The organism is Mycolicibacter icosiumassiliensis, from assembly GCF_900078685.2.
Taxonomy (GTDB): Bacteria; Actinomycetota; Actinomycetes; order Mycobacteriales; family Mycobacteriaceae; genus Mycobacterium; species Mycobacterium icosiumassiliensis.
The window spans coordinates 2,929,927-2,944,595 of record NZ_LT546166.1 but is presented as its reverse complement, the minus strand read 5'-3'; the positions used below and the strand labels follow the sequence as shown (position 1 = coordinate 2,944,595).

At 64.7% G+C, this 14,669-nt stretch carries 11 protein-coding genes and 2 rRNA genes; 7 read left to right on the top strand and 6 right to left on the bottom strand.

Features of this window, described 5'->3' with window-relative positions; genetic code table 11:
- Nucleotides 1–55 precede the first annotated feature (55 nt).
- The 5 genes from dop to BN4346_RS38020 all read left to right on the top strand — a co-directional run bounded on the left by dop (nucleotide 56) and on the right by BN4346_RS38020 (nucleotide 4,143).
- Nucleotides 56–1,564, top strand: a complete 1,509-nt coding sequence (dop, locus tag BN4346_RS38040; RefSeq protein WP_067973760.1) for a depupylase/deamidase Dop — start codon at nucleotides 56–58, stop codon at nucleotides 1,562–1,564.
- Nucleotides 1,565–1,647: 83 nt separating this feature from the next.
- Nucleotides 1,648–1,842, top strand: coding sequence for a ubiquitin-like protein Pup (locus BN4346_RS38035; protein WP_024441366.1), 195 nt, complete (start codon nucleotides 1,648–1,650; stop codon nucleotides 1,840–1,842).
- Nucleotides 1,839–2,726: a proteasome subunit beta gene (gene prcB, locus BN4346_RS38030; protein ID WP_067973757.1), complete on the top strand. Its 888-nt coding sequence runs from the start codon at nucleotides 1,839–1,841 to the stop codon at nucleotides 2,724–2,726. The genes BN4346_RS38035 and prcB overlap by 4 nt, the downstream gene beginning before the upstream one ends.
- Nucleotides 2,723–3,469 (top strand): proteasome subunit alpha, encoded by a 747-nt coding sequence (gene prcA, locus BN4346_RS38025; RefSeq protein ID WP_067973755.1) that lies wholly within the window; start codon nucleotides 2,723–2,725, stop codon nucleotides 3,467–3,469. Before prcB ends, prcA begins: the two co-directional genes overlap by 4 nt.
- Before the next feature lie 8 nt (nucleotides 3,470–3,477).
- The gene (locus tag BN4346_RS38020; protein WP_067973752.1) at nucleotides 3,478–4,143 is read left to right on the top strand and encodes a GntR family transcriptional regulator; all 666 of its coding nucleotides are present in this window, start codon (nucleotides 3,478–3,480) and stop codon (nucleotides 4,141–4,143) included.
- 24 nt (nucleotides 4,144–4,167) lie between these two features.
- Here BN4346_RS38020 and BN4346_RS38015 read toward each other — a convergent pair whose 3' ends face one another.
- The 4 genes from BN4346_RS38015 to BN4346_RS38000 are packed head-to-tail and all read right to left on the bottom strand — an operon-like array spanning nucleotide 4,168 to nucleotide 7,246.
- Nucleotides 4,168–4,398, bottom strand: coding sequence for a DUF167 domain-containing protein (locus BN4346_RS38015; protein WP_067973749.1), 231 nt, complete (start codon nucleotides 4,396–4,398; stop codon nucleotides 4,168–4,170).
- Between the two features lie 11 nt (nucleotides 4,399–4,409).
- Complete coding sequence (locus BN4346_RS38010; protein ID WP_067973746.1) at nucleotides 4,410–5,606, bottom strand: lipid-transfer protein; 1,197 nt, start codon at nucleotides 5,604–5,606, stop codon at nucleotides 4,410–4,412.
- Complete coding sequence (locus BN4346_RS38005) at nucleotides 5,599–6,048, bottom strand: Zn-ribbon domain-containing OB-fold protein (RefSeq protein ID WP_067973744.1); 450 nt, start codon at nucleotides 6,046–6,048, stop codon at nucleotides 5,599–5,601. The genes BN4346_RS38010 and BN4346_RS38005 overlap by 8 nt, the downstream gene beginning before the upstream one ends.
- Nucleotides 6,049–6,097: 49 nt before the next feature.
- Complete coding sequence (locus BN4346_RS38000) at nucleotides 6,098–7,246, bottom strand: FAD-dependent monooxygenase (protein ID WP_067973741.1); 1,149 nt, start codon at nucleotides 7,244–7,246, stop codon at nucleotides 6,098–6,100.
- A 70-nt stretch (nucleotides 7,247–7,316) separates the two neighbouring features.
- Here BN4346_RS38000 and BN4346_RS37995 point away from each other — a divergent pair, with 70 nt between their 5' ends.
- Nucleotides 7,317–8,207 carry a LysR family transcriptional regulator gene (locus BN4346_RS37995; RefSeq protein WP_067973739.1) on the top strand — a complete coding sequence of 297 codons (891 nt, stop codon included), beginning with the start codon at nucleotides 7,317–7,319 and terminating at the stop codon, nucleotides 8,205–8,207.
- A complete protein-coding gene (polA, locus tag BN4346_RS37990; protein ID WP_067974390.1) occupies nucleotides 8,200–10,914 on the top strand; it encodes a DNA polymerase I in 2,715 nt (904 codons plus the stop codon). The genes BN4346_RS37995 and polA overlap by 8 nt, the downstream gene beginning before the upstream one ends.
- Before the next feature lie 173 nt (nucleotides 10,915–11,087).
- Here polA and rrf read toward each other — a convergent pair.
- Nucleotides 11,088–11,200: ribosomal RNA gene (gene rrf, locus BN4346_RS37985) — 5S ribosomal RNA — on the bottom strand.
- A 143-nt stretch (nucleotides 11,201–11,343) separates the two neighbouring features.
- Nucleotides 11,344–14,464: ribosomal RNA gene (locus BN4346_RS37980) — 23S ribosomal RNA — on the bottom strand.
- Nucleotides 14,465–14,669 lie beyond the last annotated feature (205 nt).

The following is a 14,669-nucleotide window of genomic DNA, read 5'->3' as shown; positions in this document are numbered from 1 at the left end:
GGTGACGTCAACACCTCTGACGGTCGCGTTCCGCGCCACCTCTAGGCTGAACCTCATGCAGCGGATCATCGGGACCGAAGTCGAATACGGCATCGCTTCGCCGTCAGATCCCACCGCGAACCCGATCCTCACCTCCACCCAGGCGGTGCTGGCGTACGCCGCCGCCGCGGGCATCCCGCGCGCCAAGCGCACCCGCTGGGACTATGAGGTGGAATCGCCGCTGCGTGACGCCCGCGGCTTCGACCTGAGCCGCTCGTCTGGCCCGCCGCCGATCATCGACGCCGACGAGGTCGGCGCGGCCAACATGATCCTTACCAACGGGGCACGGCTCTACGTCGATCACGCCCACCCCGAATACTCCGCGCCCGAGGTCACCGACCCGTTGGACGCAGTCATCTGGGATAAGGCCGGCGAGCGGGTGATGGAGGCGGCCGCGCGCTATGTCGCCAGCGTCCCCGGTGCGGCCAAGCTGCAGCTGTACAAGAACAACATCGACAACAAGGGCGCCTCCTACGGCACCCACGAGAACTACCTGATGAGCCGGCAGACGCCGTTCTCGGCGATCATCGCCGGTCTGACCCCGTTTCTGGTGTCCCGGCAGGTGGTCACCGGCTCCGGGCGGGTCGGGCTGGGCGCTGCGGGCGACGAACCGGGCTTCCAGCTCTCCCAGCGCGCCGACTACATCGAGGTCGAGGTCGGCCTGGAGACCACCCTCAAGCGCGGCATCATCAACACTCGTGACGAACCACACGCCGACGCGGACAAGTACCGCCGGCTGCATGTGATCATCGGCGACGCCAACCTCGCCGAGACGTCGACGTATTTGAAGGTGGGCACCACAGCCCTGGTTCTCGATCTGATCGAGGAGGGCGCCGAGCACGGGATCGACCTGAGCGATCTGGTGTTGGCCCGGCCGGTGCGTGCGGTGCACGTCATCAGCCGTGACCCGACCCTGCGGGCCACCGTGGCACTGGCCGACGGCCGTGAGATGACCGGCCTTGCGCTACAACGGATTTACCTCGACCGGGTGGCCAAGCTGGTGGAGAGCCGTGATCCAGATCCGCGGGCTACCGACATCATCGAGACCTGGGCCCGGGTGCTCGACCAGCTTGAGCGTGATCCGATGGAGTGCGCCGACCTACTGGACTGGCCGGCCAAGCTGCGTCTGCTGGAGGGCTTCCGGCAGCGGGAGAACCTGAGCTGGTCGGCGCCCCGGCTGCACCTGATCGACCTGCAGTATTCTGACGTGCGGCTGGACAAGGGTCTGTACAACCGGCTGGTCGCCCGTGGCTCGATGCGTCGCCTGATCACCGAACAGCAGGTGCTGGCCGCGGTGCACAACCCGCCGACCGACACCCGGGCCTACTTCCGCGGTGAGTGCCTGCGCCGGTTCGGGGCCGACATCGCGGCCGCGAGCTGGGACTCGGTGATCTTCGACCTGGGCGGGGACTCGCTGGTGCGAATCCCCACGCTCGAGCCGCTGCGCGGCAGCAAGGCGCACGTCGGAGCTTTGCTGGACTCGGTGGACAGTGCCGCCGAACTGGTCCAACAACTCACCACCTAGACCCCGAGCAACATCGGCGCCGACCGGTAGGGTGGAGAAGCCGGCCGCGGTCATGCGCGGCCGATGAGATTCAGGAGGCAGCAATGGCTCAGGAGCAGACCAAGCGCGGCGGGGGCGGCGGAGACGACGACGATCTCACCGGCAGCACTGCGGCGGGCCAGGAACGCCGAGAGAAGCTCACCGAGGACACCGATGACCTGCTCGACGAGATTGACGACGTGCTGGAAGAGAACGCCGAGGACTTCGTGCGTGCGTACGTCCAAAAGGGCGGCCAGTGACCTGGTTGTCGCGTGATCGTCTGCCCATCAACTCAGCAACCCCAGGAATCGCGCTCACCGGCGTAGGTCTGTCGTCGTTTTCGGAGTTCCTGCGGTTGCAGGCCCCGGAGCTGTTGCCGACCGGCGCGGGCGCCGCGCACTCCGGCGGGGCTGGTGAGCAACTGCCGCACGGCACCACGATCGTCGCGTTGAAGTACCCGGGCGGGGTCCTCATTGCCGGTGACCGCCGTTCCACGCAGGGCAACATGATCGCGGGCCGCGACGTGCAGAAGGTGTACGTCACCGACGAGTACACCGCGACCGGCATCGCCGGCACCGCGGCGATCGCCGTTGAGTTTGCTCGGCTCTACGCGGTGGAACTGGAGCACTACGAGAAGCTCGAAGGTGTCCCGCTGACGTTCGCCGGTAAGGTCAACCGGCTCTCGACCATGGTGCGCGGCAACTTGGGTGCCGCGATGCAGGGCCTGGTGGCGTTGCCGTTGTTGGCCGGTTACGACATCGATGCCGACGACCCGCAGACCGCGGGGCGCATCGTGTCGTTCGACGCCGCCGGCGGCTGGAATATCGAGAGTGAGGGTTACCAGGCGGTGGGATCGGGCTCGCTGTTCGCCAAGTCGTCGATCAAGAAGCTCTACAGCCGGATCAGCGACGCCGACTCCGCGCTGCGGGTAGCCATTGAGGCGCTCTATGACGCTGCGGACGACGACTCCGCGACCGGCGGTCCGGATCTGGTGCGGGGCATCTACCCGACCGCGGTCACCATCGACGCCGACGGCGCCGTCGATATCGCCGAGGAGCGGATCGCCGAACTCGCCCGTCTGGTGGTCGAGAGTCGAACGCGTGGCGGAGATTCGGGGTCGGAGACCAAGCGGGGTAAGAAATGAGCTTCCCGTACTTCATCTCGCCCGAGCAAGCGATGCGCGAGCGCAGCGAGCTGGCGCGCAAGGGCATTGCCCGCGGTCGCAGCGTGGTGGCCCTGGCCTACGCCGACGGCGTGTTGTTCGTTGCGGAAAATCCTTCGCGCTCATTGCAGAAGATCAGCGAACTGTATGACCGGGTGGGTTTCGCCGCGGCGGGCCGGATCAACGAGTTCGAGAACCTGCGCCGCGGCGGTATTCAGTTCGCCGACACCCGTGGCTACGCCTATGACCGGCGCGACGTCACCGCGCGCCAGCTGGCCAACGTCTACGCCCAGACGCTGGGCACCATCTTCACCGAGCAGGCCAAGCCGTACGAGGTGGAGTTGTGCGTCGCCGGCGTCGCCTACCAGGGCCAGACGAAAGCGCCGGAGCTGTACCGGATTACCTACGACGGATCGATCACCGATGAGCCGCACTTCGTGGTGATGGGCGGCACCACCGAGCCGGTCACCAACGCGCTCAAGGAGTCTTACGCCGAGAACGCGGAACTGGCCGACGCGCTGCACATCGCGGTCAATGCGCTCAAACAGACCGACTCCGGCAACGGTGTCGAACCGCGCGAACTGGGACCGGGCACCTTGGAGGTGGCCATTTTGGATGCCAATCGGCCCAAGCGCGCGTTTCGGCGGATCAACCGTGCCGCGTTGGAATCATTACTGCCGCAAGCTGGTTCGTCGGGGGAGACGTCAGCCGAGGCTTCTGACTAAGCCTCACCATGCCGAAGAAATACGGGGTCAAAGAAAAAGACCTGGTCGTCAACCACATCGTCGATCTGGTGCTGGTGGGGGAGTTGCGCACCGGCGATCGGATCAATCGCGATGCAGTCGCGAGTGCCCTGGGGGTCAGCCGGCTGCCCGTTCAGCAGGCGATTGACCAACTCGAGCAGCAGGGAATGCTGGCCAGCGTCTATCACCGTGGCGTGTTTGTCAGCCGGTTCGATGAGGCTGTCGTTCGCGAACAGCACGAATTACACGGGACATTGAATGCCATCCCATCGACCCGGGCAGCGGCGTGCCCGACACCGCGTGTCCTTGCTGAACTGGATGCGGCGCTGCGGGAACTGCGCGCCAACAAGGAGCCGGCCGCATTTCACGACGCGGCCATCGAGTTTCGCCGGATCATTGTCGAGGAATACGCCGGCCCGCCACTGCAGGCGGCCATCAGTGCCTCACGGGTGTTCATGCCGCGCGGATTCTGGAGGAGCTACGCCAACGAACACGAAGAGTTTCTGTACAGCTTTGAGGCGGAAGCCGCGGCGATCCATCAGCGCGACCCGGAGGCCGCTCGGGTGGCCTGTATGGACCGAGCCGAATTGCAGGGCCAGGTCGTACTCGCTGAGTTGACCCGTCGCGGTGTGCTGAGCAGCTTGCGCTCGGACTGACCCTGCTGACTGGCCCCGAGCCGCCTACCGCTCGATCCGGAAACGCTTGACACGTGCTCCCGCGCCGGAAGCCAGTTCGATACGGCAGCGTGGAACGCCGAAATGCTCTGCCAGAACACGGATGACGGCCGCGTTGGCCTCGCCGTCCACGGCGGGCTCGCGCACGTAGACGGTCAGCGCCCCGTCGTCGTCGGTCTCGACCAGGGGACCTTTGCGGCTGCCCGGTTTGACCTTGACGACCACGGTTTCGGTCATCGCGTGAGGAATTACCGGGCGATGATCACCGACGAGCCGTGCCCGAACAAGCCCTGGTTGGCCGTGACGCCCACCGTGGCGCCCTCGACCTGCCGGCCGGTGGCCTGACCGCGCAGCTGCCAGGTCAACTCACATACCTGAGCGATCGCCTGCGCCGGGATCGCCTCGCCGAAGCAGGCCAGCCCGCCGGACGGGTTGACCGGCACCCGGCCACCGATCGTGGTGGCGCCGCTGCGCAGCAGCTGCTCGCCTTCACCCTTGGCGCACAGGCCCAGGTGCTCGTACCAGTCGATCTCCAGCGCGGTGGACAGGTCGTAGACCTCGGCCAGGCTGACATCCTCCGGGCCGATCCCGGCCTCGGCGTAGGCGGCGTCCAGGATCTGGTCCTTGAACACCCGCTCCGGGGCCGCCACCACGGCGGTGGAATCAGTTGCGATGTCCGGCAATTCGGGCAGGTGCTGGGGGTACCGGGGGGTCACTGTGGACACCGCGCGCACCGACGGCACACCGTCGAGCGAACCCAAGTGCTTCTTGGCGAATTCCGCGCTGGCCACGATCAGCGCCGCCGCGCCGTCGGAGGTGGCGCAGATGTCGAGCTGGCGCAGCGGGTCGGAGACCACCGGGCTGGCCAGTACGTCGGCGACCGCGGATTCCTTGCGGTAGCGCGCATTCGGGTTGTTCAGCCCGTGCCGGGAGTTCTTCACTTTCACCTGGGCGAAGTCCTCGGAGGTGGCGCCGTAGAGGTCCATCCGGCGGCGCGCCAGCAGCGCGAAGTACACCGGGTTCATCGCCCCGATCAGGTGGAATCGCTGCCAGTCCGGGTCGGCTTTACGTTCACCGCCGACCGGGGCGAACGCGCCCTTGGGGGTGGTGTCGGCGCCGATCACCAGCGCCACATCGCAGAAGCCGGCCAGGATCTGGGCCCGGGCGCTCTGCAGGGCCTGCGAACCGGAGGCGCAGGCGGCATACGAGGAGGACACCGGGACCCCGTTCCAGCCCAGCTTCTGGGCGAACGTCGAACCGGCGATGAAGCCCGGGTAGCCGTTGCGGATGGTGTCCGCACCGGCGATGAACTGGATCTGCTGTGCGTTCAGGCCGGCGTCGGCCAGCGCGGCACGAGCGGCGACCACCCCGTACTCGGTGAAGTCGCGGCCCCACTTGCCCCACGGGTGCATGCCCGCACCCAGGATGTACAGCGGTTCAGCCATTGGAGTCCACCTTCTTCCACGCGTAAACCGTGCGCGTCACGCCGTCGTCGTCGGTGTAGAGCGGCATGGTGGTCAGCTCCATCTCCATGCCGACCTTCAGGTCCGCGGCCAGGGTGCCTTCGACGACCTTGCCCAGCACGATCAGGCCCTCGTCGGCCAGCTCCACCGCGGCGATCGCGAACGGCTCGAACGGGTCGCTCGGCGGGTAGGGGGCCGGCGGCAGATACCGGTTCTCGGTGTAGCTCCAAATCTTGCCGCGCCGCGACAGCGCGACCGGCTTCAACACGTCGCCGTCGCAGGCGGGGTTGGGGCAGTTGTTCTCCCGCGGCGGGAACACATAGGTGCCGCACTGGGGACACTTGGCGCCGATCAGGTGGGGGAGGCCGGCGTCGTCGGTGGCGAACCACCCGTCGATGGCCGGCTGCGAGGCTACATCTGGCACTCGGTCAGCGTACCCAACCGGAACGGCGAAACTGAAACGTGTTCTAGGTTCAGGCCCGCGCCCGATCCGCTCCGGTGTCGCGCCGGTAGGCGGCGGCCACCCGAGCCAGGTTGTCCGAGCGCAGGACGGCGCCGCGGCGGTGCATCTCCCGGTTGGCGGCCACCACCGCCGCGGTCGCTTCCCGGCGGTGCTCCTCATAGGCCCGCAGGCCGGTTTGCGGATGCGCTGCCAGGCCGTAGGCCAGGGCCCGTGCGTCCAAGATGGCCTGCGATCCGCCGTTGGCGCCCACCGGATACATCGGGTGTGCCGCGTCGCCCAGCAGCGTCACGCGTCCTCGGCCCCACCACGGCAGCGGGTCGCGATCGACCATCGGATATTCCAGCGGGTCAGCGGTGCGGCCCACCAGGTCGGCGACGTCGAGCCACTCCAGCTTCCAGCCGTCCAGGTAGGCCAACACCTGATCGGCCTGGCATCGCTGGTTCCAACGGGCGGTGCCCGGCAGCGGCCCGGGCTGGGCTTCGGGCACCAGCAGCACCCAGTTGATCAGGCCGGCGCCGATCCGATAGATCACCAGCTCGATTCCGTCGTCGGCCTTGACGATCGCCATGGTCTGCCCGTCCAGGTACGGTTCCCCGGGCGCTGCGCCGCGCCACATCCGGAACCCCGACCACCGCAGCTCGTCGCCGCCGGGGTGCAGCTGGGCGCGCACCGCCGAATGAATCCCGTCGGCGCCCACCAAGAAAGCGCCCGTCAGCTCGTTGTCCCCCAGCTGCACCCGCACCGCGTCGTCGGCGTCGACGAACCCGGTGACCCGCGCTCCGGTACGTATGGCGCTCGCCCCCAATCGCTCCCGCACCGCATCGAGCAGCAACAGCTGCAGATCCCCGCGGTGCACCGAATACTGCGGGAATTCGTAGCCGCCCGCGATGCCCCGCGGTTCGCGGAACAATTCCCGGCCGCGGGTGTCGAAGTACGCCAGCGATGTCGGCGCCACCGCCAGCGTCGACAGCTGCTCGCCCAGGCCCAGCGCGAACAACTCGCGGACGGCGTGCGGTAGCAGATTGATGCCGACACCCAGCGGCCGCAGTTCCTGGGCGCCCTCGACGACGGTCGCGGGGATCGCGCGGGCGTGCAGGGTCAGTGCGGTGGTCAATCCGCCGATACCGGCTCCGGCGATCACAACGTCTGAATCGGTCATGGCTTCAGCGTCCTGGCCAGAAAACTATAAGTCCAATACCTAATCAGACCAGAAACTATATTTATTGCTTATGGAACTGCGGCAGCTCGAATACTTCGTGGCGGTGGTGGAAGAAGCGAACTTCACCCGCGCGGCGCAGCGGGTGCATGTGGCGCAGCCGGCGGTCAGCGCCCAGATCGGGCGGCTGGAGCGAGAACTCGGTCAACGGCTGCTGGACCGCTCTCGCCGGGAGGTCCGTCCGACGGCGGCCGGCGCGGCCGTGCTGCCGTACGCCAAAACCGCCTTGGCGGCCGTGGACGACGTGCGGCTGGCCGTCGACGAGCTCAGCCGGCTGGTGCGCGGCACGGTCGCGATCGGCACCGTCACCGCCCATCCCGTCGATGTGCCCGGGCTGCTCGCCGAATTTCACGCCGAGTATCCGAATGTCGAAATCACTCTCAGCACAGCCAATTCCGATGAGCTGATCGAGGCAGTGCACGGCGGAGACTTGGACCTGGCGATCGTCTCGGTCGGCCCCGACGACCAACCCGCCGGGCTGGACATCGAGGTGGTCACCGACGAGCCCGTCGATGCCGCGGTGGGCCTGGCCGATGAGCTGGCCGGACATGCCACGGTCAGCCTTGAGCAGTTGACGCAGCGGCCGCTGATCACCCTGCCGGTCGGCACCGGCATCCGCCGCCAGCTCGATCAAGCCTGCGCGGGGATCGGCGTCTCGCCGCGGATCGCATTCGAAGCCAGCACCCCGCAGGCGCTGGCCGAGCTCGCCGAGCGTGGGCTCGGGGTCGCGATCCTGCCGCGCTCGATGGCTCGCAGTCGCCCAGGCCTGCACGCACTACGCCTGACGCCGCAGCTGCGGGGCCGGCTGGTGTTGGCCTGGCGTGCGTCGGGACCGCGCAGCCCCGCCGCCCGGGTGCTCGTCGACCGGGCGCGGCTGTCACTGGGTGTCGGGGCGGGTGCCTAGAGTTGGGTCCGTGAGTCAGACCAAACCGACGCTACTGCTTCTGGACGGAAACTCGCTGGCGTACCGGGCGTTCTATGCCCTGCCCGCGGAGAATTTCAAGACCCGCAGCGGCCTGACCACCAACGCCGTCTACGGGTTCACCGCGATGCTGATCAACCTGCTGCGCGATGAGGCGCCCACCCACGTCGCCGCCGCGTTCGACGTGTCGCGGCAGACCTTCCGCTCCGAGCGCTTCCCGGAATACAAGGCCACCCGGTCGTCTACCCCGGATGAGTTCCGTGGCCAGATCGACATCACCAAGGAAGTGCTGGCCGCGCTGGGCATCACCACGTTGTCGGAGCCCGGCTTTGAGGCCGACGACTTGATCGCCACGCTGGCCACCCAGGCCGACGCCGAGGGCTACCGGGTGCTGGTGGTCACCGGTGACCGCGACGCCCTGCAGCTGGTCAACGAGAACGTGACCGTGCTCTACCCCCGCAAGGGTGTCAGCGACCTGACCCGGTTCACTCCGGACGCGGTCGTCGAGAAGTACGGCCTGACCCCGGCGCAGTACCCGGACTTCGCGGCGCTGCGTGGCGACCCCAGCGACAACCTGCCGGGCATCCCCGGGGTGGGGGAGAAGACCGCGTCGAAGTGGATCACCGAATACGGGTCGCTGCAGGGGCTGGTGGACCAGGTCGACACCGTCAAGGGTAAAGTCGGAGATGCGTTGCGCGCCAACCTATCTACCGTGATCCTCAACCGCGAGCTAACCGACCTGGTGCGCAACGTGCCGCTGGCCCAGACACCCGACACCCTGCGGTTGGTGCCGTGGGACCGTGAGCAGATCCATCAGCTCTTCGACGACCTCGAGTTCCGGGTGCTGCGCGACCGGCTGTTCGACACGCTCTCCACTGCCGGCGGCGCGGTACCCGAGGCCGAGGAGGGCTTCGAGGTGCGCGGCGGCGCCCTGGAGCCGGGAACAGTCGCCTCGTGGCTGGCCGAACACGCCGGCGACGGACGGCGCACCGGGCTGGCCGTGATCGGCACCCACCGCAGCTTTGACAGCGACGCCACCGCGCTGGCCCTGGCCTCGGCGGACGGCGACGGCGGCTATATCGACACCGCGGCGCTGACCGCCGAGGACGACACCGCGCTGGGTGCCTGGCTGGCCGACCCGGACAAGCCCAAGGCGCTGCACGAGGCCAAGCTGGCCATGCACGACCTGGCCGGGCGCGGCTGGACCCTGGACGGTGTCACCTGCGACACCGCCCTGGCCGCCTACCTGGTGCGGCCCGGTCAGCGCAGCTTCAGCCTCGACGACCTCTCGGTGCGCTACCTGCGCCGGGAGCTGCGTGCTGAATCCGATGAACAGCAACAGCTTTCGCTGCTCGATGACACCGAGGGCATCGACGATCAGGCCGTGCAGACCGCGATCCTGCGGGCTCGGGCCGTCACCGATCTGGCCGACGCGCTGGATCTGGAATTGGCCCGCATCGACTCGTCCGGACTGCTCGCCGACATCGAGCTGCCCCTGCAGCGGGTGCTGGCCGAGCTGGAGACCGCTGGGATCGGTGTCGACCTCGATCACCTGGGCCAGCTGCAGAGCCGGTTCGGGGACCAGATCCGCGACGCCGCCGAGGCCGCCTACGCGGTGATCGGCAAGCAGATCAACCTCGGATCCCCCAAGCAGCTGCAGGTGGTGCTCTTCGACGAACTGGGCATGCCCAAGACCAAGAAGACCAAGACCGGCTACACCACCGACGCCGACGCGCTGCAGACCCTGTTCGACAAGACCGGCCATCCGTTCCTGGAGCACCTGCTGACCCACCGTGACGTCACCCGCCTGAAGGTGACCGTCGACGGATTGCTGAAATCGGTTGCCTCCGATGGCCGAATCCACACCACGCTGAATCAGACCATCGCGGCGACCGGCCGGCTGTCGTCCACCGACCCCAACCTGCAGAACATCCCGATCCGCACCGACGCCGGCCGCCAGATCCGCGACGGCTTCGTGGTCGGTGAGGGCTACCCCGAGTTGATGACGGTCGACTACAGCCAGATCGAGATGCGCATCATGGCGCACCTGTCGGCCGACGAAGGCCTGATCGAGGCGTTCAACACCGGCGAAGACCTGCACTCGTTCGTCGGGTCGCGGGCGTTTTCGGTGCCCATCGACGAGGTGACCCCGGATATGCGCCGCCGCGTGAAGGCGATGTCCTACGGCCTGGCCTATGGGCTGAGCGCCTACGGGCTGGCCTCGCAGCTCAAGATCTCCACCGAAGAGGCCAAAGAGCAGATGGACGCCTACTTCGACCGGTTCGGCCGGGTGCGCGACTACCTGCACGAGGTGGTCGAACAGGCCCGCAAGGACGGCTACACCTCGACAGTGCTGGGCCGCCGGCGCTACCTGCCGGAGCTGGACAGCAGCAACCGTCAGGTCCGGGAGTCCGCCGAGCGGGCTGCGCTCAACGCCCCGATCCAGGGCAGCGCGGCCGACATCATCAAGGTCGCGATGATCAACGTCGACCAAGCCCTGAAGGCCTCCACTCTGCGGTCGCGGATGCTGCTGCAGGTGCACGACGAATTGCTGTTCGAGGTGGCTGAGGGCGAACGTGAGCCGCTGGAGGCGCTGGTGCGCGACAAGATGGGCAGCGCCTACCCGCTCAGCGTGCCGTTGGAGGTCGCGGTGGGCTACGGGCGCTCTTGGGATTCAGCGGCGCACTGACCCCGGCCTTGTCGCCGGTGGCCGGTGTCTGCCCGGAGGGCTATAATCGAACGTATGTTCGAACAGTCGTCGTCGAGGGTTCCCTCTCCGGAGTCGGTCGCGCGGCTCAGTGAGCGGTTTGAGCGGCGTTATCCGTCGGTGACGGCGGAGTCGGCGGGGTTGGTGGATGTTGTGTTCGGCGGTGTCCTACTTTTCCACCCGTGTGGGCAGTATCATCGGCGCTGACAGGCTTAGCTTCCGGGTTCGGGATGGGACCGGGCGTTTCCCTGTCGCTATTTCCGCCGTAACTCTATTTTCTTTTCCTGTGGTGGACTGTCCCCGTGTGGGGGTGGTCCACTCTGGTCACCAAAGTTTTGTGTTTGGTGGTGGGGTGTGGGTTTGAGATGTTTTGTGGTGTGGTTGCGGGCAACACAATTGTTGTTTTTTTGTGTTGGTAAGTTTTCGGCCGGTTAGTGCCAGTTCCCTGCACACCTTGCGGTGCTTCTAGGTCTGGTCTATCAATCCCGTGGTCTGCGGGGGGCCTTATCCCTCTAAAAGGGTGAGAATCCTGGTCTTGGAGTAGGTTTCCCGCTTAGATGCTTTCAGCGGTTATCCTGTCCGAACGTAGCCATCCAGCCGTGCTCCTGGTGGAACAACTGGTATACCAGAGGTTCGTCCGTCCCGGTCCTCTCGTACTAGGGACAGGTTTCCTCAAGATTCTGACGCGCGCGGCGGATAGAGACCGAACTGTCTCACGACGTTCTAAACCCAGCTCGCGTGCCGCTTTAATGGGCGAACAGCCCAACCCTTGGGACCTGCTCCAGCCCCAGGATGCGACGAGCCGACATCGAGGTGCCAAACCATCCCGTCGATATGGACTCTTGGGGAAGATCAGCCTGTTATCCCCGGGGTACCTTTTATCCGTTGAGCGACACCCCTTCCACTCGGGGGTGCCGGATCACTAGTCCCGACTTTCGTCCCTGTTTGACGTGTCAGTCTTACAGTCAAGCTCCCTTGTGCACTTACACTCAACACCTGATTGCCGTCCAGGTTGAGGGAACCTTTGGGCGCCTCCGTTACATTTTAGGAGGCAACCGCCCCAGTTAAACTACCCACCAGGCACTGTCCCTGAACCAGCTTCATGGTTCGAAGTTAGAGGTCCAATACGATCAGAGTGGTATTTCAACAACGACTCCACCCACACTGGCGTGCGAGTTTCACAGTCTCCCACCTATCCTACACAAACCGCATCGAACATCAATACCAAGCTATAGTGAAGGTCCCGGGGTCTTTTCGTCCTGCCGCGCGTAACGAGCATCTTTACTCGTAATGCAATTTCGCCGAGTCTATGGTTGAGACAGTTGAGAAGTCGTTACGCCATTCGTGCAGGTCGGAACTTACCCGACAAGGAATTTCGCTACCTTAGGATGGTTATAGTTACCACCGCCGTTTACTGGGGCTTAAATTCTCAGCTTCACCCCGAAGGGTTAACCGGTCCTCTTAACCTTCCAGCACCGGGCAGGCGTCAGTCCGTATACATCGTCTTGCGACTTCGCACGGACCTGTGTTTTTAGTAAACAGTCGCTTCTCACTGGTTTCTGCGACCCCCTCCCGCTGCCGGCCGCAAAGGCCATGACGGTATGAGGGTCCCCCTTCTCCCGAAGTTACGGGGGTATTTTGCCGAGTTCCTTAACCATAGTTCACTCGTACGCCTTGGTATTCTCTACCTGACCACCTGTGTTGGTTTGGGGTACGGGCCGTGTGCGTGCTCGCTAGAGGCTTTTCTTGGCAGCATAGGATCACCGAATTCGCCGCAAACGGCTATGCATCACCTCTCGGACTCTATGCCAGACGGATTTGCCTATCTGACGTCCTACCGGCTTGCCCCAGTATTACCACTGACTGGTACGGCTACCTTCCTGCGTCACCCCATCGCTTGACTACTACCAGCGAAGGTCCCACGCAGCCAGTAGTCGTCGCTCCCCGAAAGGATTGATCGACCACCTTTTGGGTGGTTAGTACCACTGATTCATCATGGGCGCCCACACACGGGTACGGGAATATCAACCCGTTGTCCATCGACTACGCCTGTCGGCCTCGCCTTAGGTCCCGACTCACCCTGGGAGGACTGGCCTGGCCCAGGAACCCTTGGTCTTTCGGCGGGCAAGGTTCTCACTTGCCTCATCGCTACTCATGCCTGCATTCTCACTCCCACACCCTCCACCACTAGATCACTCTGTGGCTTCACCGGATGCAGGACGCTCCCCTACCCAATACTTACGTATTGCCGCGGCTTCGGCGGTGTGCTTGAGCCCCGCTACATTATCGGCGCACAATCACTTGACCAGTGAGCTATTACGCACTCTTTCAAGGGTGGCTGCTTCTAAGCCAACCTCCTGGTTGTCTAAGCGACTGCACATCCTTTTCCACTTAGCACACGCTTTGGGGCCTTAGCCGGCGATCTGGGCTGTTTCCCTCTCGACGCACGGAGCTTATCCCCCGCCGTCTCACTGCCACGCTTACACTCACCGGCATTCGGAGTTTGGCTGACGTCAGTAACCTAGTAGGGCCCATCGGCCATCCAGTAGCTCTACCTCCGGTGAGAAACACGCAACGCTGCACCTAAATGCATTTCGGGGAGAACCAGCTATCACGGAGTTTGATTGGCCTTTCACCCCTACCCACAACTCATCCCCTCAGTCTTCAACCTAAGTGGGTTCGGGCCTCCACGCGGTCTTACCCGCGCTTCACCCTGGCCATGGGTAGATCACTCCGCTTCGGGTCCACAACACGCCACTACACCAACCCCAACGGATTGGATACGCCCTATTCAGACTCGCTTTCGCTGCGGCTACCCCACACGGGTTAACCTCGCGACGTGCCGGTGACTCGCAGGCTCATTCTTCAAAAGGCACGCCATCACCCCACCACAAGGGAGGGCTCTGACGGATTGTAGGCACATGGTTTCAGGTACTATTTCACTCCCCTCCCGGGGTACTTTTCACCATTCCCTCACGGTACTAATCCGCTATCGGTCATCGAGTAGTATTCAGGCTTACCGGGTGGTCCCGGCAGATTCACAGCAGATTCCACGGGCCCGCTGCTACTCGGGAAAACATCACAAGACAGGTATCGGGTTTTCACGTACCGGGCTCTCACCGTCTACGGCAGGCCATCCCAAGCCACTTCCGCTAACCACAACACTTTCTCACTGTCCTCCGGCCAGGTAGAACCAGACATGACGCTCCCACAACCCCGCACACACAACCCCTACCCGGTATCACATGCATACGGTTTAGCCATCCTCCGCTTTCGCTCGCCACTACTCACGGAATCACATTTTGTTTTCTCTTCCTACGGGTACTGAGATGTTTCACTTCCCCGCGTTACCTCCCCACTGGCTATACATTCACCAGAAGGTGACACGACATCACTCGTGCCGGGTTTCCCCATTCGGACATCCTCGGATCCACGCTCGGTTGGCAGCTCCCCGAGGCATATCGCAGCCTCCTACGTCCTTCATCGGCTCTCGATGCCAAGGCATCCACCATGCGCCCTTAAACACTTACAAAACACAAAAACCAAAAAACAAAAATTGCAAAACAAACAAGACACAAGCCTTGCTTGCTAGATGCTCGCAACCACTATCCACAAAACAAACACCACACCCCACCACCAAGATGGAGCGACAACACACCCACCCCCACAAGGGAGCCAATACGGGCCTGTTGCCTCAGGACCCAACAGTGTGCCCAACCCAAGGTCGGCCACCAGAA